Source organism: Nocardia arthritidis NBRC 100137 (assembly GCF_001612765.1).
Lineage (GTDB): Bacteria > Actinomycetota > Actinomycetes > Mycobacteriales > Mycobacteriaceae > Nocardia > Nocardia arthritidis.
On sequence record NZ_BDBB01000026.1, the window covers coordinates 1 to 22,836 of the forward strand.

22 protein-coding genes and 1 pseudogene are annotated in these 22,836 nt (G+C 68.9%); 10 read left to right on the top strand and 13 right to left on the bottom strand.

What is annotated here, in order from left to right; translation table 11 throughout:
* Nucleotides 1-2,879 (top strand): SbcC/MukB-like Walker B domain-containing protein (locus NA8_RS19550; protein ID WP_063051908.1); only part of this gene is annotated, 2,879 nt, incomplete at its 5' end.
* Nucleotides 2,880-2,918: 39 nt separating this feature from the next.
* Here the strand turns inward: NA8_RS19550 and NA8_RS19555 are convergent.
* A complete protein-coding gene (locus tag NA8_RS19555; RefSeq protein WP_063051822.1) occupies nucleotides 2,919-3,233 on the bottom strand; it encodes an ArsR/SmtB family transcription factor in 315 nt (104 codons plus the stop codon).
* Nucleotides 3,234-3,317: 84 nt separating this feature from the next.
* Between NA8_RS19555 and NA8_RS19560 the strand changes: the two genes are divergently transcribed.
* Nucleotides 3,318-4,088, top strand: coding sequence for an SDR family NAD(P)-dependent oxidoreductase (locus NA8_RS19560; protein ID WP_063051823.1), 771 nt, complete (start codon nucleotides 3,318-3,320; stop codon nucleotides 4,086-4,088).
* Between the two features lie 95 nt (nucleotides 4,089-4,183).
* On the opposite strand, the gene NA8_RS19565 is transcribed toward NA8_RS19560, so the two are convergent.
* The 3 genes from NA8_RS19565 to NA8_RS19580 form a co-directional block, all read right to left on the bottom strand.
* Nucleotides 4,184-4,672, bottom strand: coding sequence for a M15 family metallopeptidase (locus NA8_RS19565; RefSeq protein ID WP_439957406.1), 489 nt, complete (start codon nucleotides 4,670-4,672; stop codon nucleotides 4,184-4,186).
* Between the two features lie 790 nt (nucleotides 4,673-5,462).
* A complete protein-coding gene (locus tag NA8_RS19575) occupies nucleotides 5,463-5,927 on the bottom strand; it encodes a hypothetical protein (RefSeq protein ID WP_218019484.1) in 465 nt (154 codons plus the stop codon).
* A 140-nt stretch (nucleotides 5,928-6,067) separates the two neighbouring features.
* A complete protein-coding gene (locus NA8_RS19580; RefSeq protein ID WP_063051910.1) occupies nucleotides 6,068-7,744 on the bottom strand; it encodes a fumarate hydratase in 1,677 nt (558 codons plus the stop codon).
* Nucleotides 7,745-8,019: 275 nt separating this feature from the next.
* On the opposite strand from NA8_RS19580, the gene NA8_RS19585 reads away from it, so the two are divergent.
* Nucleotides 8,020-8,490 carry a MarR family winged helix-turn-helix transcriptional regulator gene (locus NA8_RS19585; protein ID WP_063051825.1) on the top strand — a complete coding sequence of 157 codons (471 nt, stop codon included), beginning with the start codon at nucleotides 8,020-8,022 and terminating at the stop codon, nucleotides 8,488-8,490.
* A gap of 4 nt (nucleotides 8,491-8,494) precedes the next feature.
* On the opposite strand, the gene mftD is transcribed toward NA8_RS19585, so the two are convergent.
* Both mftD and mftE read right to left on the bottom strand, forming a co-directional pair.
* Nucleotides 8,495-9,727 (bottom strand): pre-mycofactocin synthase MftD, encoded by a 1,233-nt coding sequence (mftD, locus tag NA8_RS19590; protein ID WP_063051826.1) that lies wholly within the window; start codon nucleotides 9,725-9,727, stop codon nucleotides 8,495-8,497.
* Complete coding sequence (mftE, locus tag NA8_RS19595; RefSeq protein WP_063051827.1) at nucleotides 9,724-10,425, bottom strand: mycofactocin biosynthesis peptidyl-dipeptidase MftE; 702 nt, start codon at nucleotides 10,423-10,425, stop codon at nucleotides 9,724-9,726. Before mftE ends, mftD begins: the two co-directional genes overlap by 4 nt.
* A gap of 64 nt (nucleotides 10,426-10,489) precedes the next feature.
* On the opposite strand from mftE, the gene mftR reads away from it, so the two are divergent.
* The 6 genes from mftR to NA8_RS19625 all read left to right on the top strand — a co-directional run bounded on the left by mftR (nucleotide 10,490) and on the right by NA8_RS19625 (nucleotide 15,849).
* Nucleotides 10,490-11,086 carry a mycofactocin system transcriptional regulator MftR gene (gene mftR / locus NA8_RS19600; protein WP_063051828.1) on the top strand — a complete coding sequence of 199 codons (597 nt, stop codon included), beginning with the start codon at nucleotides 10,490-10,492 and terminating at the stop codon, nucleotides 11,084-11,086.
* A gap of 139 nt (nucleotides 11,087-11,225) precedes the next feature.
* Nucleotides 11,226-12,131, top strand: a complete 906-nt coding sequence (locus tag NA8_RS19605) for an STAS domain-containing protein (protein ID WP_039798458.1) — start codon at nucleotides 11,226-11,228, stop codon at nucleotides 12,129-12,131.
* Between the two features lie 12 nt (nucleotides 12,132-12,143).
* Nucleotides 12,144-12,533 carry an STAS domain-containing protein gene (locus tag NA8_RS19610; RefSeq protein ID WP_039798459.1) on the top strand — a complete coding sequence of 130 codons (390 nt, stop codon included), beginning with the start codon at nucleotides 12,144-12,146 and terminating at the stop codon, nucleotides 12,531-12,533.
* Nucleotides 12,523-12,936, top strand: coding sequence for an ATP-binding protein (locus NA8_RS19615; RefSeq protein ID WP_063051911.1), 414 nt, complete (start codon nucleotides 12,523-12,525; stop codon nucleotides 12,934-12,936). Before NA8_RS19610 ends, NA8_RS19615 begins: the two co-directional genes overlap by 11 nt.
* Entirely contained in the window at nucleotides 12,929-13,558 is a 630-nt protein-coding gene (locus tag NA8_RS19620) for a SpoIIE family protein phosphatase (protein WP_063051829.1), read from the top strand. Before NA8_RS19615 ends, NA8_RS19620 begins: the two co-directional genes overlap by 8 nt.
* Nucleotides 13,555-15,849, top strand: a complete 2,295-nt coding sequence (locus NA8_RS19625) for a SpoIIE family protein phosphatase (RefSeq protein ID WP_063051830.1) — start codon at nucleotides 13,555-13,557, stop codon at nucleotides 15,847-15,849. Before NA8_RS19620 ends, NA8_RS19625 begins: the two co-directional genes overlap by 4 nt.
* Here the strand turns inward: NA8_RS19625 and NA8_RS19630 are convergent.
* The 7 genes and pseudogenes from NA8_RS19630 to NA8_RS19655 all read right to left on the bottom strand — a co-directional run bounded on the left by NA8_RS19630 (nucleotide 15,794) and on the right by NA8_RS19655 (nucleotide 21,852).
* On the bottom strand, nucleotides 15,794-16,861 hold the full coding sequence (locus NA8_RS19630) for a DUF4185 domain-containing protein (RefSeq protein ID WP_084466928.1): 1,068 nt from the start codon (nucleotides 16,859-16,861) through the stop codon (nucleotides 15,794-15,796). The two genes, NA8_RS19625 and NA8_RS19630, sit on opposite strands and share 56 nt — an antisense overlap.
* Nucleotides 16,862-17,218: 357 nt before the next feature.
* Nucleotides 17,219-17,380, bottom strand: a pseudogene (locus tag NA8_RS35780) (DNA topoisomerase IB-related protein); the annotation flags it as partial.
* Between the two features lie 99 nt (nucleotides 17,381-17,479).
* A complete protein-coding gene (locus tag NA8_RS19635) occupies nucleotides 17,480-18,190 on the bottom strand; it encodes a DUF8020 domain-containing protein (RefSeq protein WP_063051831.1) in 711 nt (236 codons plus the stop codon).
* 33 nt (nucleotides 18,191-18,223) lie between these two features.
* Nucleotides 18,224-18,601, bottom strand: coding sequence for a PepSY domain-containing protein (locus tag NA8_RS19640; RefSeq protein ID WP_063051832.1), 378 nt, complete (start codon nucleotides 18,599-18,601; stop codon nucleotides 18,224-18,226).
* A 499-nt stretch (nucleotides 18,602-19,100) separates the two neighbouring features.
* A complete protein-coding gene (locus NA8_RS19645; protein ID WP_063051833.1) occupies nucleotides 19,101-20,117 on the bottom strand; it encodes a TIGR03617 family F420-dependent LLM class oxidoreductase in 1,017 nt (338 codons plus the stop codon).
* A 254-nt stretch (nucleotides 20,118-20,371) separates the two neighbouring features.
* Nucleotides 20,372-20,917: a hypothetical protein gene (locus tag NA8_RS19650; RefSeq protein WP_157106793.1), complete on the bottom strand. Its 546-nt coding sequence runs from the start codon at nucleotides 20,915-20,917 to the stop codon at nucleotides 20,372-20,374.
* Between the two features lie 239 nt (nucleotides 20,918-21,156).
* A complete protein-coding gene (locus tag NA8_RS19655; protein ID WP_245663914.1) occupies nucleotides 21,157-21,852 on the bottom strand; it encodes an APC family permease in 696 nt (231 codons plus the stop codon).
* Nucleotides 21,853-22,122: 270 nt separating this feature from the next.
* Here NA8_RS19655 and NA8_RS19660 point away from each other — a divergent pair, with 270 nt between their 5' ends.
* The gene (locus NA8_RS19660; RefSeq protein ID WP_063051835.1) at nucleotides 22,123-22,797 is read left to right on the top strand and encodes a PAS and ANTAR domain-containing protein; all 675 of its coding nucleotides are present in this window, start codon (nucleotides 22,123-22,125) and stop codon (nucleotides 22,795-22,797) included.
* Nucleotides 22,798-22,836: the final 39 nt, after the last annotated feature.

Genomic DNA, 22,836 nt, shown 5'->3' on the forward strand with positions numbered 1-22,836 from the left:
TGGGGGCGATGGAGACCGCCGCCGCCGAACGCACCAGGGCCGAGCGGCTGTCCGAGCGCGCGAACGAGCTGCGTGACGCGGCCGCGGCAGAGGTGGCGCACGCCGAAGCGAAGGTCGCGTTGACCCGCTCCGAGGCCGCGGCCGCGTTGCGCGCCTGGTGGGACGAGCACAACGAGGTCTATACCCCGGTGCGCGCCGGTCTTTTCGAGGCGCTGAACTCGGCTCTGGCCGAGGCCGGTTCGGATGCGCCGACCATCGGCGAGGTGCTGACCGAGCGCACCGAGCCGCTGCTGGAGGAGATCCGCGGCCGCCGCCAGGACGCACGCGCCCGCGTGGCCGCGGCCGCGGCGCGCGGCAGTGAGCTCAGCGCCGAACACGAACGGGTGACGGCCCGGCGAGACGACGCGCCACCGGCATTCGCGGGCCGCTGCGGCCGGACCGGCGACCGGCCCGGCGCCGCGCTGTGGCGGCTGGTGCGCTTCGCGGACGGCGTGACGCCCGAGTCCGCGGCGGGCATCGAGGCCGCCCTGCACGCCGCGAACCTGCTGGATGCCTGGGTCTGCCCGGAGGGCGAGCTGCCGCCGGACTACGACTCCGATCAGTTCCTGGTTCCGCTGCCCGCGCCGGAGCGCCCGAACGGTCGCACACTCGCCGACGTGCTGGTCATAGAGGACGATTCCGACACCCTGACGGTGCCGCGCCAGGTCGTCGCCGACGTGCTCGCCTCCATCGCCCTGCACGAGGGAGCGGGCGAGCCGAGCGGGCCGGTGACGATCGGAGCGGACGGCGCGTTCCGGCAAGGCGTGCAGATCGGCAGGCATCGCAAGACCGACGCCGAATTCATCGGCGCCACCGCGCGGGCCAGGCGCCGAGAGCTCCGCTCCGCGGAGTTGTCCGCAGCTGTGGCGGCCGCGGAGGAGGACCGGCGCGCCGCCGAACAGCAGGAGGCCACCGCCACCGCCGAACTCGCGCGAATCTCCGCCGCCGCCAAAGCGCTTCCGCGCCCGACCACGGTGACCACGGCCTTGCGCGCGGTATCCGAGGCCGCGGGCGTGCTGCGATCACGGGCGGAGGCGGCCGCCCACGCCGAGCGAGATCTCGATCGAGCGATCGCGGAACTGTCCGCCGCGGACAAGAAGCTGCGCGCCGCCGCCACCACCCACCGCACGCCGCGCACCGCCCACGAGATCGATGCCCTCGCCGCCGCCATCCGGCACTTCGAGAACACCGGCACGGGACTGCTGCGGCTGCGCGGCGACCACGAACGGGAACGGGAGCGCGAACGCGAGGCCGCCGACCGCTTGACCGAGGCCACCGACCTGGCCGAGGCGTTCACGGAAGAGGCCGAGGCCGCGCGCACCGGCTACCTGGAACAACTGCGCAAGCTGGAGACCCTGCGCGATGCCCTCGGCGCGGGCGCGGCCGATATCGACCGCGAACTGGAACAGGCCCGGCAGCGGATCGAGGCGACCAAGTCCGAGCAGAAAGCCGCCCGCAAGGCCGCCAACCAGGCCATCGAGGCGGTCGGCGACGCCGAGGCCGCCTACCGGACCGCGCACGAATCCCTCGCCACCGCGCTCACCGAGGTGCTGGCGGAGGTTCGAGCTCTCGCGCCCTACGCCCAACCGGATCTGCTGAGGTTGCTCGGCGCGGCACCCGAGGGCCGCTGGCCCAGCAGCGACGCGGCGTGGTCGACGCCCGAGCAACTGCTGTACCGGATCTCGACGGCGGGACCGGAGGCAGCACCGCGCGTCCTGCCCGACGAAGTCGACGCGCTGTTCGACAGCCTCACCGCGGCGACGGCGTCGGTGCGTGCGGGCGAGGCGACGCGCAAGTCCACGCGCACGGCGGTGACCGCGGCGTTGCAGGAATTCGACGCCGCCCTCGCCGGTTCGGGCCGCGACTACCGGCTGCAATGGGACGCCGCCGACGGCCTCACCGTCGTCCAGGTGCATGACGAGCACGGGGTCTCCGCGCTGGCCGACTTCGCCACCCGCATCGACGGCGCACGCCGTGACCAGGAACTTCTGCTGACCGACGCCGAGCGGCGCATCCTGGAGGATGCCTTGCTGACCGGCCTGGCCCAGCAGATCCACGAACGCACGAGCGACGCACGCGATCTCATCGCCAGGATGGGCGCGGAGATGAAGCAGCGGCGGATGTCCTCGGGCAACACCATCGGCGTGCACTGGGTACTCGCCGACAGCCTGTCCGACGCGGCGCGGGCGATGTGCAAGCTGCTGGACCGGGATGCCTCGGCGCTGACGGCGGAGGACCTGGCGGCGGTCCGGGCCCACTTCGCCGCCGAGATCCGGGCCGCGCGGGCCGCGCATCCGGAACGCTCCTACCCCGAGATCCTGGCCGCGACGCTGGATTACCGCACCTGGCGGGTGTTCTCTTTCACGTTGATCTCCGCCGACGGCAGCGAGGACAAACTCACCGTGGCCAGGCACAGCGCGCTCTCGGGCGGGGAGCAGTCGGTGTCGTTGCACCTGCCGCTGTTCGCCGCGGCGCACGTCATGCTCGATTCGGCCGACCCGCAGGCCCCGCGCCTGCTGGCACTGGACGAGGCGTTCGCGGGCGTCGACGACAACGGCCGCAGTGAATTGCTCGGGTTGAGTGTGCAATTCGACCTCGATCTCTTCATGACCGGCTACGACCTGTGGATCACCTATCCGCACGTCCCGGCGTGCGCGCACTACGACTTGGCGCACGCGGCGGCCGAGAACACCGTCAGCGCGACACTGCTGGTGTGGGACAGCGGCGACCTGCTCGCCGAACACGACGGAACGGACCTCACCTCCGCGCTCGGCTCGCCCGATCGCCGCCGGGTACCCACCACGATCGAAGGCGGCCTGGAACTCACGCCGGTGACTTAGCTGTCCGGCATCACCGCGAGGCGGCGCGTCCGGCGGCGATCAGACCGTTGTTTCGCGGCGGGCGGCGTCGAGCAAGGTGTCCAACAGGCCGGGAAAGCGGGCGTCCAGGTCGTCACGACGCAGGGACAGCAGCAGTTCCCGGCCGGAGGGCCGCTGCCAGATCACGCCGGCATCGCGCAGCACCCGCCAGTGGTGGGTCAGGTTCGACTTGGCGACGTCCGGCAGCACCGAGCCGCAGGTGTGCTCGCCGCCGTCGGCCAGTATCCGCACCACCCGCAGCCGCAGCGGATTGCCCAGGGCGGTGAGCACGTTCGTCAGCTGGATCTGCGCTCGCTCGGGGTGTGCCGCGATCACGCGAACCAGATTAGCGCGACAGTTGACATACAGTCGAACTGTACGTGAGTATTTGTACAATTAGATGATATCTGGGAGGTTATCATGGGCGCCGGCATCGATCGATTCGACGGCAAGATCGCCTTGATCACCGGTGGATCGAGCGGCATGGGCCTGGCCACCGCACGACGCCTTCTCACCGAAGGCGCGCACGTCGTCATCACCGGCCGCGACAAGGGCCGCCTCGACGCCGCGGCCGCGGAACTCGATGACGCCGACCGCGTTCTCGCGGTGGCCGGTGACGCGGCCGACCTCGGTGATCTCGACACACTGGTCTCGGCCGTGGCGCAACGGCACGGACGGCTGGACGTCGTGTTCGCGAACGCGGGCATCGCGGCGTTCCAGCCGACCGAGACCATCACCGAAGCCGAGTTCGACCGCGTGGTGGACACCAACTTCAAAGGGGTGTTCTTCACTATCCAGAAGACCCTCCCCCTGGTGGCGGAGCACGGGGCGATCATCGTCAACGCCTCCTGGGCGCTGCATCGCGGGGTCCCCGGAGCGTCCCTCTACTCGGCGACCAAGGCGGCCGTGCACAACTTGGCGCGCAGCCTCGCCGCCGAACTGGCGCCGCGAGGCATCCGGGTGAACTCCGTCAGTCCCGGCTACATCGCGACGCCGTCGTTCCGCGCGAACGTCTCCGCCGAGGCGCAGGCCGCGATCAGTGCCACGGTGGCGGCGGGGCGCGTCGGCACCGCCGAGAACGTGGCCGACGCCGTCGCCTTCCTCGCGTCCGGCGAGGCGTCCTATATCAACGGGCAGGACCTGCTCGTCGACGGAGGCCTGATCACCGCTATCCCCGACCCGATGGTCTAACGTGCGGCCGGCCGGTGATGTCAGCGCGCTCTCGCGACGGGCGTCATCGGCGGGAAGCCTCGCCCGACACGGTGGCCGATGGTGAACCTCGCCGATTACCGCACGCTCGCGTCGGGCAGCATGGGCGGGCACGGCGTGCCGGGCACGGTTTGCAACTCGAAGTGCCAATACTCGTTCTCGAACGTCCGACACAGCCCCCACCGGTAGCCGTTCATCTCGAGCCACCGCGCACCCTGCTGCGGACCGACGTCGATGGCCTGTCCGGAGACGTGGGTGGACTCCTCCGGCGGCAGCACCCACCGGCGCGCGTTGTCCGGACCGTAGGTCGCCACGCCGTTCTCCCACAGCGCCTGCTGCTCGGCGGGCGTCCGATATCCGGACGTGATGGACAGGGGCACACCCTGCGCGTGCGCCTCGTGTTCGGCGAGGGTGTACGCGAGCGCCAGCGGGGGATCGAGCCCGTCGGTCCCGGCCGCCGACCCGACCGACCCTCGCTGCTCGATGACGGCGGTGTCGGCCTGTGCCTGCCCCGCCTGCGCACCGGTCGCGACCAGCGCGGGTAGCGCCACCGATAGACCCATCAGCATCCGACTCCGCCCAGCGATCCCAAGCACCATGCGCCGATGCTATCGCCTGCGGTCACCTATGCCGGGTATGCCCCGATCGCCGGGATGGCTTCGTGCGGCAGGGACGACCACATCGAGGGTCGCGACCCGAGGTGGGTCAGCGACACCTTCCCCACCCGCGGGCAAGAACCCCTCTTCGCGGCGAGTCGGCATTCGTCGCGAATACGCGACACACCCAGCTTCCCCGGTGCCAGATCGCTCCACATGCGCATGTCCGCCGTGTGGACAACTTTCAGCGAATTCCACAGAAAACTCCACACCTTGGGATAATAGTAATCTGATATGTCCGTTATGCGCCCAATCAGCCTCAGTTGGCAAACATTTCGCCCGGCTTGGAAGACTCACTGTCCACAATCTATTCCAGTGTTGTGGATCACATTCGCTCGACGAGCGCTACCGCACCCGAATTGCCGGAATCCGTGGGAGTTTCGAGTGATTTGCGCCGTCTTGTGGTCGACGGGTCGCCGAGTTCCGGCCATGGAAAGGAACTTTCGCGAAGCGATGCGTCCCTTTCGGCCCGTATGTCGCGCCTCCGCCGGTGCCGAACTCCTTCACCCGGCAACCCACTCCGTGCGGTCGCCGGCATCCCGCGCGCGGCGAACACCACTGCGCCGCAAGCACAGTGCGGGCGGCTGTCGACTCCTGTCGTCAGCCGCCCGCGAATCGGTGGGTCATATCCAGTTGTCGGGAATTTCACATTCCCTCCCCAGCTATGTGGAGACCGAGTGCCTCGGACACTCCGGCCGGATCACGCGTGCGGCGGACTGTTCAGCGCGCCCGAATACCACGGCGGCGCGGCCATCCGCACGACTCCTCGGCGAATCGACTCCGCCGCTTGACTGTTACGCGCGATCCGTTCCAGGATCTCGCCGTCGTGCGCCCGGGCGTACGCCAGCGCCAGCCTGATCTTGCTCGTGTCCAGATTCGACTTCGCGCTGAGCACAGCGATCCGGCGTTCCGCGGGGCCGCCCAATTCGCGCAGGCGGGCAACGACTTCCCAGATCTCCGGACCCGCGGCCAGCGCGGCGCGGCGATCGTCGAGCGGACCACGGAAGACGATTCCGGGGTGTTCGAGTTGGTCGACGCCCTCCCGGATCAGCCGGTCGAGCAGGGCGGTACAGCTGGTTCCCTCTCGGGCAGCGCGATCGGCCAACCGGAGGGCGGCCGACTCGGTGATACACAACGCCGTCGGTACTGGTCTGGACGTGCTCATAGCTCTCCTCGACCTGCATCGGTGCCGGAATCAACGGTGTACTTCGCTAAGCGTGCCCGCTGCGGCGATGCCGAGAACCCGGTGATCGGCAGGACATCGGCGTGTCCGCGGCCTGCCGCATTCGGGTCGAGAGGGAGAAGTCAGACGCGCTCTTTCGAGCGGGTGCGCACGCGCAGCGCGATCGGCTTCTGCGTCTCGGCGAAGAAGTCGTTGCCCTTGTCGTCGACGACGATGAACGCCGGGAAGTCTTCGACCTCGATCTTCCAGACGGCTTCCATGCCCAGTTCGGGGTACTCGAGCACCTCGACCGACTTGATGCAGTCCAGTGCCAGCCGGGCAGCCGGGCCGCCGATCGAACCGAGGTAGAAGCCGCCGTGTTCCTTGCACGCCTTGGTGACCTGCGCGGACCGGTTGCCCTTGGCCAGCATGACGAACGAGCCGCCCGCGGCCTGGAACTGGTCGACGTAGGAGTCCATCCGGCCCGCGGTGGTCGGGCCGAAGGAACCGGACGCGTAACCCTCCGGCGTCTTGGCCGGGCCCGCGTAGTAAACGGCCATGTCGCGCAGGTAGTCCGGCATCGGCTCGCCCGCGTCGAGCCGCTCCTTGATCTTGGCATGCGCGATGTCGCGGGCGACAACCAGCGGACCGCTCAGCGAAAGCCGGGTCTTCACCGGGTATTTGGACAATTCGGCGCGGATCTCGTCCATCGGCCGGTTCAGGTCGATGCGCACCACATCCCCGCCCAGGATGGCATCGGTCTGTTCGGGCAGGTACTGCGCGGGCTCGCGCTCGAGCTGTTCCAGGAACACGCCCTCGGCGGTGATCTTGGCCAGCGCCTGCCGGTCCGCCGAGCAGGACACCGCGATGGCGACCGGGCAGCTGGCGCCGTGCCGGGGCAGGCGCACCACGCGCACGTCGTGGCAGAAGTACTTGCCGCCGAACTGCGCGCCGATGCCGAAGGACTGGGTCAGCTTGAAGACCTCCTCCTCCAGTTCCAGATCGCGGAAGGCGTGCGCGGACAGCGACCCCTCGGTGGGCAGGTTGTCCAGGTAGTGCGCGGACGCGTATTTCGCCGTCTTCAAGGCGAACTCGGCGCTGGTGCCGCCGATCACGACCGCGAGATGGTACGGCGGGCAGGCCGCGGTGCCCAGCGAGCGGATCTTCTCATCGAGGAACTCCAGCATCCGCGTGGGGTTCAGGATCGCCTTGGTCTCCTGGTACAGGAACGACTTGTTCGCCGACCCACCGCCCTTGGCCATGAACAGGAACTTGTAGGCGGGGTTCGCCGGATCGCCCGCGGTGGAGTACAGCTCGACCTGCGCGGGCAGGTTGGAACCGGTGTTCTTCTCGTCCCACATGGTGATCGGCGCCAGCTGCGAGTAACGCAGATTCAGCTTGGTGTAGGCGTCGAACACGCCTCGGCTGATCCATTCCGCGTCGTCGGCGCCGGTCAGCACGCCCTCGGACTTCTTGCCCATCACGATCGCGGTGCCGGTGTCCTGGCACATCGGCAGGATGCCGCCCGCGGAGATGTTGACGTTCTTGAGCAGATCGAGCGCGACGAAGCGATCATTGCCGCTCGACTCGGGGTCGTCGATGATCTTGCGCAACTGACCCAGATGCGCCGGGCGCAGGAAGTGACTGATGTCGTGCATCGCGGTTTCGGTGAGCAGCCGCAGCGCCTCCGGTTCCACCTGCAGGAAGGTGCGCCCGTTGTGCTCGAACGTACTGACGCCTTCGGTGGTGAGCAGCCGGTAGGGGGTGTCGTCCGCGCCGATGGGCAGCAGGTCTGAATAGCGGAAGTCCGGCGCGGTCACCAGTCGCACTCCTTTGCATGGGCCCGGATGCCATGAACGGCCGGGCTGGTCACGAGCACAGCGAGCCTAGCCACCACCGCGCACCCCACCGCCGGTTAGGCAACCCTATCTCGGACAGTTGCCCGAAAAGGTTGCACGTTCAACCCCGGTGATGCTACCTCTCGTCTGGTGAGAATGCGCCCGGGCGCCCGAGCCCGGACGCGCGCAGACCGTTCGCGCGCCGCATGTCGCGACGCGCCACGATCTCGAGACACATCAGAGTTTGGAGCGCTATCGTGACCGATCCCCGTTGGCTCGATGACGTCGAGATGCGCGCCTGGTTGGGTTTCGTGCGCACCCGCGACCTCATCGCCGCGGCGGTCGGGCGGGATTCCACCAAGGAGTCCGACCTCACCTACGTCGAGTACTCGGTGCTGGCCTATCTGGCCGAGTCGCCGGACCATCGGCTCACCTTCGCCGACCTCGCGGCCGCACTCGAATGGTCGCAGAGCAGGCTCTCCCACCAGATCACCCGGATGGAGAAGCGGGAGCTGGTCGTGCGCGAGCCGATCCCCGACGACGCCCGCCGCACCGCCGCCAAGCTCACGCCGCGCGGCGCCGACGTGCTGACCGGCGCTGCGCCCGCGCACGTACAGAGCGTGCGCAGGCACATGATCGACATCCTCGACCGCCAGCAACTGGCCGCCTTGGCCGATATCTACGACACCTTGCTCGCGCATCACCGGCGATCGGCGGCAGAGAGCTGACCGCTCAGGCGGGCGTGCCCGCCGTCGTCGCGTGATCGGCCGGAGCGCTTGCCGCGGCGGTGGTTTCGGGCAGCCCGAGCGCGCGCTCGAAACCGGCGGGCACCACCACGTCCGAGCGATCCAGCTCGGTGACGCGCGTCTTGCGCAGACCCAGCAGCGCCGAATCGATGCCGCCGCGCAGGATGTCCAGCACGTTCTCCACACCGGCCTGCCCGTTGGCGGCCAGCCCCCACAGGTAGGCGCGCCCGATCAGTACCGCCCGCGCACCCAGCGCAACGGCCTTCACCACGTCGCTGCCCCGCCGGATGCCGCCGTCGAGCAGCACCTCGACCTGCGAGCCCACCGCGTCCGCCAGCACCGGCAGCGCGCGGATCGCGGCCGGGGTGCCGTCGAGATTGTTGCCGCCGTGGTTGGACACCGAGATCGCCGCCACACCCGCGTCGACCGCGCGCAGCGCGTCGTCGACCCGCATGACGCCCTTGAGCAGCACCGGGCCCTCCCACTGCTCGCAGATCCACCGCACATCGGACCAATCCGGCGCGGGCGTGCCCATCCACTCACCGTAGGCGCCGAAGAAACCCGGCGCCGCGGCGCCGCCGATGGCCATGTTCGGCGCGGTCAGGTCCGGAATGCTGCCCGACCGCGCATAGGTCGCCAGCCAGCGCGGACGCGCCAGGGTCTGCGGCGCGAACTTCAGCATCGTGCGCAGGTCCAGCTTCTCCGGGATGACCGGGCTGCCCCAGTCCCGCCCGTGCGAGAACGACCAGTCCAGCGTCAGGATCAACCCGACCGCCCCGGCCCGCTTCGCCCGGTCCATCCGCTGCAGGATCTCGTCCTTGCCGCCGCACCAGTACAACTGGAAGAACGTGGCCGGATTGGCCGCGATCACCTCTTCGATCGGCTTGCTGGCGAACGAGCTCAAGCCCATCGCGATGCCCCGCGCCGCCGCCGCCCTGGCGACGGCGACCTCACCGTCGGGGTGCACCGCCTGCACGCCCGTCGGCGAGATCAGCACCGGCATCGAAAGCTGCTGCCCCAGTACCGTCGTGGACTGATCGCGCTCGCCGATCGGCCCGGCCACGTGCGGCGCGAAACCCAGTTCGGCGAAGGCCCGCTGATTGTCCTCGATGGTCTGGCCGCGCTCGGAGCCTGCGATCAACGCGCCGTACACCGATTTCGGCAGACGCTTCTTCGCCCGCCGCTGCGCTTCGGCGACGGTCTCGAACCACGGATTCATGTTCCGGTCCTTTCCGGGGAGTTCTCCGGCCACCAGAGCCGGGTTCGGTCGAGCAGATCGGTACTCAGGTGCTCGAGCAGGGCCGCGCCCTCGGCGGCGGTCGCACCCGCTGGGTCGCCGAGCACACCGTTGGCGCTCACCGCGCGCACTCCGCCGGTGCGCAGCAGCGGCAGCAGTTCGGTCAGCGGCCGGGTGTCCCCCGCCACCGCACGGTCGCCGCGCACGCGCTCGGGCGCCAGGGCCAGTTGCAGCGCCGTCTCCGACCGGCCCGCGTGCGGGTCGCCGTCGAAGCGCGGCAGGTATACGCGCACGTCGCGGGACTCGGTGCGCAGCAGATCCTTCGCCCGGCGCAATGGTTCGATGTTGCCGCCGTGCCAGTTGACCAGCAGAATCCGGTCGAAGGTGTCGGTCGCCGAGCGGCACAGCTCGACGACCAGCAGTTCCAGTGCCACCTGCCCGATCGACAGCGTGCCGGGAAAACCCGCGTGCTCGCCGCTGGCGCCGTATGGGATCGCCGGTCCGACGAGCACGTCGGTCCGCGCCGCGGCCAGCCGCGCGCACAACGCGGCGGCGACGTCGGTGTCGGTGGACAGCGGCAGATGCGGGCCGTGCTGCTCGGTCGCGCCGACCGCGACGGCCAGGATCGCGCCCGCCGTGGCGCGCGCGCCCGCCTCGGGCCAGGTGAGATCCGCCAACATGCCGCGAGATTATCGTCAGTGACTGACATAATCAAGGACCGAGGCGGCCGAGCACAATCAGACGATGCTGGAGAACCGGGCCGCGCGCGGCCGCCCACGGGGCACCACCAAACGCGAACTCGAGGTCATCGCGATGCGGCTGTTCACCGAACAGGGCTTCGACGAGACCACCGTCGAACAGATCGCCGCCGCCGCCGGCATCAGCGGACGCACCTTCTTCCGATACTTCCCCACCAAGGCCGAAGTGCTCTGGTACCAGTTCGACGACGAGGTCGCCTCCTTACGCGCCGCGTTCGCGACGGTGCCCGACGACGTTCCGATGATGACGGCCGTGCGCCGAGTCGTGGTGAGCGCCAACCAATATCGCGCCGAGGACGTCCCCGAACTACGCACCCGCATGCAACTGGTAGCCACCATCCCCGCCCTGTCGGCCACCGCGGGAGCGCACTACGACGCCTGGGAGCGCACCGTCAGCGCCTTCGCCGCGGGGCGCTTGGGCGAACCCGAGGACGGGCTCATCCCACTCGCCGTCGGACGCACCACACTCGCGGCGGCGCGCGCCGCCTTCGACGCTTGGCTCGCCCGCGCGGACGCCGACCTCACGGTGTATTTGGACGAGGCGCTCGCAGCGCTGGAACGCGGGTTCGCTACGGTGCCGTAAGGTCCGCCGCGCTCGAACATCAGGCGAACAACCGGCAGGTTTCGCGGGTGACTCGGGTGGGGTATGACTAGGCTCGGAATCGGCTAGCGCCGAATGCACGAACTTCCCGACTCAACCGTCGAAAGGGGCAGGAGTTTCCATGTCCGAGGTGTCCATGAGCCTTTCGGCGGATTCCCTGACCGCGGGACCGATCGACCAATTGCTGCCGCAGCTCGTCGAGCACCTGCGACAGAACCGCACCGCGCTGCGTGAAGAGTGGGCTCGCCGCATCGCCGACGCCCAGCTGCTCACCGCCATGACCCCGGAGGAGATCTTCTCCGAGGCGACCTCGATCTACGACGGCTATGTCGACGTGCTCGAGACCGGTAGCGTGGAGGCGCTGCAGGCCTACGCGCGCGACCTGTCCGAACGCATCATCCCGAGAGGCGTCGAGACCGACGAGGTCATCGGCATCGTGCTGCTGCTGCGCGACGTGCTCGCACGCAGCCTGTTCGAGAAGTATCAGTCGGACTTCGAACTCCTGAACAAGGTGCTCGATGCCTACGAACCGGCCGCCAACCGCATCGCCAACACCGTGACCGTGTCCTTCGTCCAGGAGCGCGAGCGCGTCATCCGCCAGCAGCAGGAAGCCATCCGCGAGCTGTCCACGCCGGTGCTGCAGGTGCGTGAGCAGTTGCTGATCCTTCCCATCATCGGCGTGCTGGACAGCCAGCGGGCCCGCCAGCTCACCGAGCAGCTGCTGCGCGCCATCCGCGCCAACCGGGCGAAAGTGGTCGTCATCGATATCACCGGTGTGCCCCAGATCGACTCCACCGTGGCCAACCACTTGGTGCAGACCGTCGACGCGTCCGGCCTGATGGGCGCGAACGTGATCATCACCGGTTTGTCCTCGGAGATCGCGCTCACCCTGGTCACCATCGGTCTGGACCTGTCGAAGATGAACGCGGTCGGCGACCTGCAGGGAGGCATCGAAGAAGCGGAACGGCTGTTGGGCTACGAGGTTTCCCGCGTCACCGAACGGGTTACCGAACGCGACGGCCGCTGATCAGGCGCCCCCATGCCGGTTCCGATTCTCAAACAGGGTACGTACCTCATCGCTTCGGTTCAGTCCGCACTGACCGATGCCGATACCGAGCGCCTGCAGGACGACCTGATGAAACAGGTCAGCAAATATCGGGCGCACGGCATCATCGTCGATGTCACCGCCATCGACGTGATGGATTCGTTCGCCGCGAGATCGTTGCGTACCATCGCGCACATGACGCAGCTGCGCGGCGCCGAAACGGTGATCGTCGGTCTGCAGCCCGAAGTCGCGTTCGCCATGGTGCAACTCGGACTAACCTTCGAGGACATGCACACCGCCCTCGATCTGGAAGAGGGACTCGCCTGGTTGGACCGAAAGATCCCAGCCCGTCGCCAGCGAGACGGTCGTGACAGTGGCCGCTGAGAACGTGGTGATCGCGGTCAGGGTGTCCGGGGACATCGTGACCGCACGTCAAGCCGGACGCGAACTGGCAGCAAAGCTCGGATTCACCCTGACCGACCGCACGATGATCTCCACGGCGATCTCCGAAATCGCCCGCAACATCACCAGTTACGCGGGCAGCGGGGAGATCCGCTTGCTCGTCGACGACCGGGAGGGTCGTCAAGCCCTGGTGGTGCAGGCCGAGGATCAGGGGCCCGGAATCATCGACATCACCCGAGCTCTGGAGGACGGCTACTCCACCGGACGCGGGCTCGGACTCGGCCTTCCCGGCGCTCGGCGGTTGATGGACCGGCTGACCGTGGATTCGGCGCCGGGTCGCGGCACGCTGGTGGAAATGTGGAAGTGGGTACCGAACGGTGCATGACGACGGGTTCATCGGCCGGATCGAGTGGGCGGTGGCCGGTCGCGCACTGCCCGGTCAACAGGTCTCCGGTGACCGCGGCGTCATTCTGGACACCGGCGGCGGCACCGTTCTGTTCGCGGTCCTCGACGGGCTCGGGCACGGCGCCGCCGCGGCGGACGCGGCCGATCGCGCCACCCGAGTGCTGTCGGAGAACCGTGCCGAACCGTTGGACGTGCTGATGGTGCTGTGCCACCGAGCGATGGCCGACACCCGGGGGGCGGCGATCTCGCTGGCCCTGTTCGATGAGGGTGACACGGTGCGCTGGCTGGGCGTCGGCAACGTCGAATCCCAGGTGCTGACCGCGGGTCCCGCGGGCCTGCGGGTGCACGCGACCGTCCTGCTGACCGCGGGCATCGTCGGCTATCGCCTTCCGGCGACCCTTCAGCCGCAGACCGTCGCGGTCCGCCCCGGTGACCTGCTGCTGATGTCCACCGACGGCATCGTCACCGAAGCCGCCGACATCGACCTTTCCAAGTCCACCGCCGATATCACCGCCGACATGCTCGCCCGGCACGCCAAGGACACCGACGACGCGCTGGTGCTCGCGGCACGGCATCGAGGTGCGGCAGGGGCGGCCAGATGAGCGCCCTGCTGGCCGACTTCCTGGACGCCTACGCCGACGCGCTACGGCGGCACATGGATTCGCAAACCCAAGCCGGCCTCGCCGAGGGGTACGAACTGGGCAGGCGCGCCCTGGTCGAAGGCATCAGCCTGCTCGATCTCACCGAGAACCACTTCCGGGTGGTCCAGGACGTGGAGCAACAGCGACAGAAGGACAGTTCCGCCGAGGGGGCCGAGTCCGGGGCCCGCCTGCCGGAGACCGCACTGGAATTCCTCTTGCAGACCCTCGTTCCGCTGGACATCGCCACCCGCGGCTACCTCGACGGCACCCGCCGCTACGAGCAGCAGCGTTCCCGCGCCGACGATCTCGCCGGACGCGACGCGTTCCGGACCGCCCTGGTGGAATCGCTGCAGGACGGCTTCTTCGTCGCCGACGCGCAGGGCACCATTATCGAGGTCAACACCGCTTTCGGCGCCTTGACCGGCTACGGCGCAGACGGCGTCCCCTACGCGCTGCCGCATCCGTGGTCGAGTCCGGAGGGGCCGCGCTACCCCGATCTCGGTACCGAGGCGCAGCGCTTCGTCATCCCGATCCGCCACCGCGACGGCCGGAACGTGTGGCTCGCGGTGAGCACCAGCGCGCTGATCAAACCGGAGGACCACGAGCGGATCTTCGTCGGCACGTTGCGCGACATCACCGCCGAACACGACGCGCAAGCGCGCGACCAGGCCGCATCCCGGCTCGCCACCGCAGTCGGCGCGGCCACCAGTGTGGTCGAGGTGCTCGCCGTCGGGCTCGACGAGGTGCGCCGGACGGTGGGCGCGGAGACCGCCGTGGTGGCCGTGTGGCCGAGCCGCAACGCCGCACCGGAGGTGTACGTCTCCGGTGTGGGCGCCGACGGCGCGTCGCACGACGGCGCCGCGTCCCTCGACGACCGGTCGCGCGCACTGCTGGATCGGGCCAGGCGCAGGCCGCCGCGCAGCCTGCTGGCCATTCCGGAAGGGGCGGAGAGCTCCGAGGGCATCGTCGCGCCGCTCGGCGAGACCGGCGACGCGGCGATGTGGCTTCGCTTCGCCGCGCCCCGGGCGATCAGCGCCGCGGACTGGACGCTGTTCTCCCTGTTGATCGGCCATCTCAGTCTCGCGGTCCAGCGGGCGCGCAACTTCGACCAGGCCCGCGCCACCTCCCTGACCCTTCAGCGCGCCATGCTCGGCCCGATCGATCTGCCGCCGCGATTCTCGGTGCACTACGAGCCCGCTCTGCCGCCGCTGGAGATCGGCGGCGACTGGTACGACGTGGTGCCGCTGCGCGACGGCACCATCGGCGTGGTGGTCGGCGACTGCGTCGGGCGTGGCCTGTCGGCCGCGGTGGTGATGGGCCAATTGCGGACCGCTGCCCGTGCGCTGCTGCTGCGCGGCGCGGGACCGGCCCAGTTGCTCGCCGAACTCGACACCGTCGCCGCGCGCATCCCGGGCGCCATGTGCACCACGGTGTGCGCCGCCGTGCTGGATCCGGTGCGCGGACTGGTCCGCTACAGCAACGCCGGTCACATGCCACCGATCCTCGCCGACGTGGGCAAGACCGGCCGGATGCTGGAAGGCGGGCGCGCGGTGCCGCTGGCGACGTTCGATACGCCGCGCCGGCCGGAGGCCACCACGGCGCTGACGCCCGGCTCCACCTTGGTGCTGTTCACCGATGGCTTGGTCGAACAGCGCGGCGTGGACATCGACGAAGGGTTCGCCAAGATCGCCGCGGTGCTCGCCGACACCTCGGGGCGCCTACCCCGCGAGGTGGCCGACGCGGTGCTCTCTCGCCTGCGGCCCGCCGCGGGGTACGACGACGACGTCGCCATGGTGGTCTACCGCCAGCCGCCCGCGCCGCTGCGGCTGGACGTGCCCGCGCGCGCGGATGAGCTCGCGGTGCTGCGGCGCACGCTGAAGGGGTGGCTGGCCGCGGCGGCGGTGCCGCACGACTTGGCCGCCGACCTGGTCGCCGCGACGAACGAGGCGTGCAGCAACAGCATCGAGCACGCCTACCGCAACAACAACGACGCAGGCCGGGTGCGGATGTCGGCCACCTGCGACATCGACACCGTCGTCATCGTGGTCACCGACACCGGCAGTTGGAAGCCGCGCGCATCCGATCCCGGCTATCGTGGCCGCGGCATCGACATGATGCGCGCGCTCACCGAGGAACTCGATATCGACCATTCGGAATCGGGCACGACCGTGCGGATGTCGGTGACGCTGCCCGCGATCACGTTCCCGGTGGCCAATCCGCTGCGCGGGACGAACCGCCGAGTTCCCGGCTGACGGTGCGCGCCGCGAATTGAATGGGAACGGCGGGCCGCACTCCGTATATCCGGAATTGCATGCCCCGGTACGGGTTACCGGATTCCGCCCATTCGCTCACGATCATCCCGAACGCGCCGTCGAATCTGCTGTCCGGATGGACATAACATCCGTAGAGCCGCGGCACGATATCCGGGCCGCCCGGCGCCCAGAAAGACCCTTTCACCGGACGATAGGTCAAGGCCGTGCGCCAATTGTCCGTGATCCTCGCGGCGACCTTGACAAACGCGCCGTAGGCCCCGGCGTCGAACCCGGACATCACCCAATTCCCCTGGATCCGCCGTAATCCGATCTCGCCGAGCTTCGTGCCGTCGGCCAGGATCCCGAAGCGCGGGTCGCTGCCCGGATCCCGGCCCCAGCCCCAGTCCTGCCCGTTCCAGCCCCAGCCCTGCCAGGCCGCCGGGTCGACCAGCGCGGCATGGGTTTCGCGAACTCGCCACAACAGCATGTTCTTGTTCCGCGCGAGCCCGCCGGTGGAGATGATGTAGACGAAGCCGTCGCCGCCGCGTTCCCAGGAGATCATGGTGCGTTTGCCGCCATAGGCACTGGTCGACCACCGGACCCCGGTATCGGTCCAGCTCTCCGCGTTGTCGTCGGAATAACGGATCTCACACCATCGCTCGTTCGCCAATCCCTGGGTGACCATCACCCACAGATAGATTCGGCCGCCGATCGTTATCGCGTCGCAGGGCAGGATCGTGGAGTACACCGGATTGTCGTGCACGTAATCCCAGAGTTGCCGAGCGTCCCGCGCCGCCGACCGGAATTCGATCGGCCAGGACATATCGTGCGTACCGCTGCGCAACAGCATCGGCGAACGCCAATTCGGGCCTCCGACTCTCGGTTCACTGCCGGAGAACGTGTCGCCGAGGACGTATCCGATCTCGCCGCTGGGCATGCGGAAGGGGATGAAGAGATCCGAGCCGCCGATATCTGCCATCGGGAGCGGATTCAAATTCTTGATCTTGGGCATCGCCGGATCCTGTCGATTCTCGGAGCGTCGCTTACCAGATCGGCTCGTAGGAATCACCACGAGGTGTGGACGGGCTACCCCCTCAGTATCGGCCGTCGATGGCTGCGATGTTGCTGCTTCGGTGGAATGAGCGCGAGGAAAAATGGGGAAACCGACTGCGCAGCTTGTGTTTCGGCACTTCGCCGCCTCATCTCGCCTGGTGCCTCCGGTGGAGGTGATCCATTGCCGATCGCGGGATCGGAGATGCACGGTGTTCGCCGGTAACGGATCCGCGGGACGTGCGACATTTCCCCTCGGCCGGCCCGGACGCCGGTTCGATCGGCGCTCGCCGTCCGTGGTCGGGAGCTGGATATGCCCGTTCTCGTGCGGGCAGATCCACACCTTCCGCCAGGCCGGCGGGATCACCAGCCCGCGAATGCGCTCCAGTGTCGCGTCGTCGACGGGTTCATCTTGCACGGTGCGGTAGCTGAACCCGCGCCCGCGCCGCCGGGCGTAGCGCGTCGTGTGCTCATATCTCATAGCTGCCCTGTCTTCGAGCGGCGAAACGGCCCGAGGTGCCAGGTCCCGGCAGTTCGACCTGGCGCGGCACGAGATTCGAGGGCGAGTCCAGCCGGGGACCTACTTGGCCGGGGGGACGAACGGCTGATTGACCGTAGTGAAGTACTGGACGAGGGCGGCGACGGCGACGGGCGCGGTGATGAAGAGTTGGCCGGCGAGCGTGCCCAGCGCGCCGACTGCCAGGATGCCGCCCAGACAGCCGACGGCGGCGGCCGGAATGAACGGACCGAACATACCCACGATCGTCGCGGCCGCGACCGTGGCCCCCGCGATGCCGCCGAGCACACAGCCGACGAGGCCGCCGCCGAGGCCGCCGACGACGGTGCCGATCGCGGCGCCCGTCGCGATGGTGTCCTTCAGCCGGGTGAAGGCCGCGACTTCGCGCTCGTACGGCGTCCTCCAGTGTGCCGAGTCCTCGAATGGAAGGGCGACGGGCCGGTATGCCGCGTGCTCGAGGTCGAACAGTGGTGTGAGCGTGGCGGTCCGGCCACTGATGTCGGCCGCGATCGGGAAGACGAAATCGTCGACACGAAACTCCAGGGGCGTGCCCGCCAGTAGCGTGCCGTCGGTCGCCTCGATCGCGAATACCCCGTTCTCGGCCTGCAAGGAGCCCGAGTCGATCTGGACGACCACGCCCTCGGCGGAGGTGGTGGCGGTGTAGTTGACCACTTCCGCGCCGGCATCCGGAGCCGCGGCGACGGCATGTCCGGCCGAGACGCAGGCAATCGTGACTGCGAGCGTCGATACCGTGGCGATCTTGCGCAAAACCATGTCTGGGGAACCTTGTCCTTCGCTGTGCTGCCGTCAGTCCTGTTTCACCGTGCCGAGGACGGCCCCGCTGGTCGCGTCGATCGTCACCTCGTGCTCGATGCCGTCAGGCGTGCGGAGTTCGACCTCCCACACCGTCGTCGCCCCCTCGGCGTCGAGTTCGGCGGAAACCACGGTGCTACCGGGCACCGCTTGCAGCGCCTTGTCGACGGCTTGCTGCCTGCCGATCGCGGGAGCCGCGGTGAGTTCCCAGTCGTGATCGGACAGATACGCGGCGACGCGGTGCCTGCCGGGCGCCTGATCATCGGTGGCGGCGTACAGCGCCACGGGCCCACCGACGAGGACAGCGGCGACAGCGGCGCCTGCGAGGAGCCCGCGCCGACCGGACAGTGCCCGGCGAACAGTGGCTTTCATCCTGAAACCTCCTATGCGAGTTGTGATCCGAAGATGTGGATCACCTTCGCAGGCAGCGGCTTAAGGCAGCCTGAAGTCACCTGAAATCCGTTTCAGGAACGGCGAATTGCGGTATTTCATGCCATCGCCGGACCGGCGGCGTTAAGGTCGGTCTCGGGTCGGGGTTTCCGGGGGTTTTCGCATTCGTCTCCGTCGGTCAGTCCCGGCGCCGCCCGCGTCGGCCGTGCCCGCTGCTCAGCCGACGCCGAGGCGCGAGGGTGGGTGCGCTCGATCCCCTCCGACTGCACCCACCTTCCCGAATCGCCTCAGCGCGAGGTACCCGACCGCCGCGGCAGCGGGTGCCGCAGGGTGACAGCCCCGGTTCAAGTGGCGCCCAAGCCCGATATGCCGGGCCAGGAGGGCTATTTGGCCTGCGAAGTGTTCGATGAGCTCCCGGGAGCTGGGATCGACATCGCATACACCGGCGATGACTTGCGGCAGGTCCGGCAACGGGCGCGTGTCAGTCCTTCCGGTCGTGCAGGGCTTCGACCAGATCGGCCACATCCGCCGCGTTCGGCGCGTAGCCCGGGAAATAGCAGCACACCTCCTCGATTCCGGCGCCGAAGCGGGTGCGGATCTGCGCGGCGCACTCTTCCGGTGTGCCCGCTACCCCGATCGTGCGCACCATCTCGTCGGTCACCAGCGCCCGCATCTCGGCGAACCCGCCCGTCTTGGACAACGCGTTGAGCCTGGAGTGCGACTGTGCCCAGCCCTCGACCTCGAGCACGGGACGATAGGCCGGGGTGGACCCGTAGAACGCGATCAGGGAGCCCACCCCGTCCATCGCGGCGGTCAGCGCTTCCTCGGTGCGGCCGAGTGCGACCATCACCTGCGCGATCACCGGGAACCCCTCCGGGGTCCGGCCGGACCGGCGCAGGCCCTCGGCGACGGCGGGCAGGGTGCGCTCGGTGAAGTGACGCTCGCTGTTGAACGGCATCACCAGCAGCCCGTCGGCGACCTCGGCGGCCTTGCGGGTCATCACCGGTCCGAGCGCGCCCATCAGCACCGGCGGCGGACCGAAGGGATTCGGTCCGGGGTCGAACGTGGGCGGTAGCAGAGTGTGCGTGTAGTACTTGCCGCGGAAGTTCAACGGCGCCCGGCCTTCCCACGCGGCGAAAATCGCCCGCACCGCCGTCACGCTCTCCGCGGTACGTTCCGCGGGCGCGCCCCAAGTGCTGCCGTAGCGCTTTTCGATGTGGGCGCGGATCTGTGAGCCCAACCCCAGCCGGAACCGTCCCTCGCTGTAGACCTGCAGGTCGTAGGCCGCGTGTGCCAGGTGCATCGGGCTGCGCGGCCCGGCGATCGCCACGTTCGTCATCAGCTCCAGCGACGTCGTGCCGGCGGCGACGACGAGGGGGAAGAACACGTCGTGTGGGCCCTCGAAGGTGAACAGGCCGTCGGCCCCGGTCTCGGCCAGCTCCCGCGCGTCGGTCGCGACCCGCCGTGGCGCTCCGGTGACCTGTAGATGGACCTTCACTTCGACCTCCGTCGGTCATCGGCGCGCCACGCCTTCCGCGACGCGACGACCCCATCGTATGGACAGCACTCCGTGCATGTGTCCAGTCCGACGGGGAATCCGCCGGCGGGCTCCCGTGGCCGGGGCTACGGGCCGACCGGCGCCGGGCTACCGCGACTCTCGCGCCGCGGAATCCTCGCCGCCCGCGGCGGCGATGATCCGGCACCGCGGGCGAGTCCGGTATCCCGCGCGGTCACGGCGGGTTCGGGGCGCGGTCACAGACCGGGGAGCCGGTTCTCGCGCAGCGTGACCACGACGACGATGTCTCCGTAGGGAGCCGCGCCCATGGCCAGTCTGTGCGCGAGGCGCGCCAAGCCGACACGTCTTCCGTATTTGGTGTCCATGCCGGTCCGCACCTGCTCGAACAGCGGTCCGGTCCGGAGCAATTCGGCCATGCCTTGGTGCTGGCGCGACCCGAGAGCCGGCTCGCCGTGCCAGTCCCCCGCCTGCACGATGACCCGGCGGTCGCGTGCCAGGTGCCGGGCCTCACTCGAATGCGAGGAGATCCGGAACGCCAGACGCCCGTGGTCGACCGGTAACACCAGGTGTGGCACGGTATTCCAGTGTCGCGATGCCTCCGGTCGCGGGTAGGTCACCAGCACTGCGCTCGCATCCCACCACAGCATCCCCGGCTGCCATTCGCTGGGACGGTTCGGTACGGCGAGGACGCGATGCGCCGCCGGGAGTGCGTTGTCTCGCCATGGGGTGTATCCGTGGACTCCGCTGCCGAGCGAGGAGCCGCCGTGCGCTGCATAGGTCATGCGTGGGAACCTCCGGGACAGGTGCGAGTGGGGAATTTCCGATCCGATCTCCGTATTGCGATCGGCGCCGTGGCGCCGCGGCGATGGCGTCCAGGCCCGACGCCAGGCCACCGGGGGTGACCGTCAGAAAATCTACTCAGGCAATCATAGATTTTGTGTACCACCAGGCTCATGGTGCGTGCAAGGACATGGTCGTGTCGTCGCGCGGCGTCATGCTCCGCGCCCGGCCGGGAAGGCGGTCACGACCGTCCGGTTCGGACCGGCGGGCCCGGATCGCGTTCACGGAAGCGGGCCCTCGCGAGCCTGCCGTAGGCAAGGCGCGAGGACATGATGCCGGTCAGCAGGGCGCCGTTCGCCACGGCCACCAAGGCGACCACCGCGAACACCTTGTCCGGCATACCTCCGGCCAGGCGCACCACCTCGAGGAGCGGACCACTCGAGTTCGCCAGCCGGTCGGTGGGTACCGCCGCACCGGCCACCACCCCGATCAGCAAGTACACGCCACCGGCGGTGAGCAACGCGCCGAAGAGCGCGCGCGGATAGGACCTGCGCGGGTCGGCGACTTCCTCCGCCAGATTCACCGAGGTCTCGAACCCGGCGAACGAGTAGAAGGCCAGGACGGCGCCCGCGAGAGTCGCGCCGACAACGCCCTGCTCCGCTGTCCCCACCTCGGTGAGCCGGCCCGGATCGGCGTCCCCCCGAACGATCACCCACGCGCCGAGCCCGATGACCAGCACGAGCCCGCCGAGTTCGACCAGCGTCGCGGCCACGTTGGCGCCCAGCGACTCTTTGATCCCGGAGACGTTGAGCAACGCCAACGCGGTGAGGAACACCACCACCACGAGCGCGGTGGGCAAACTCACCAGGGCGCGTAGGTAATCCGCCGCGAACGCCCTGCTCAGCGCCGCCACCGACACGACACCCGCCGCGAGCATGCAGCGCCACAGAGCGGCGGATACCCGCGTTACCGGCGCTGAAGCTACTCGCGATGGCGCGCCTTGTCGCGATGATCCTCACACCGGCGTTCATCGGCGCCCCAACGTACCCTCCACCGCGATCGAATCCGCACGGCTCCACATTGATTCCGCGACGAGCACCATGCCGGATGAGCGTGATCGACGCGCGAGTGTGCCTCGTGAGGCGGTTCACGCGCTGCCGTGCCGGTGGTGGCGCATACCGATTCCGCCCGGGGGAAAACTGGTTCGGTGACGAACAACGCGCCATCGGGACCGGCGCCGACGGTCCCGATCTCGAAGAGAACGGGCAGTTTCCAATTCTGGTTCGCCGACCAACGCTGGGCATGGTCGGACGAGGTCGCGGCCCTGCATGGTTACGCGCCGGGTGAGGTGACGCCGACCACGGAATTGCTCTTGGCCCACAAACATCCCGACGATCGAGCCGAGGTCGCCGACACCCTCGCGACAGCGGTGCGAACCGGGCTGCCGTTCAGCGGCCGCCACCGCATCATCGATACCGCGGGAATCGTGCACCACGTGCTGGTGGTGGGAGATCAGATGCGTGATTCCGGCGGCGCGGTGGTCGGCACGGCGGGGTTCTATATCGATGTCACCGACACCGTCGACGAGGAACGCCAGGAAGTCATCGACGGGACCCTGCCGGAAATGGTGGCCTCCCGCGAAGTGATCGAGCAGGCCAAGGGCGCCTTGATGCTGGTGTACGGGATATCGGCCGATCAGGCGTTTCGCGTGCTGACCTGGCGTTCGCAGGAGACGAATACGAAATTGCGCGTTGTGGCCGAGCAACTGGTTGGCGCGCTGATCGAATTCGGTGGCGCCGAGATGCAGACGCGTACCCGCTTCGACCACGTGCTGCTCACCGTGCACGCACGCACGCCCGATCCAGGACCACCGTCGACGTGATCGCGCCGGTCGTAACCACCGCGCCCCGATTGACGTGAA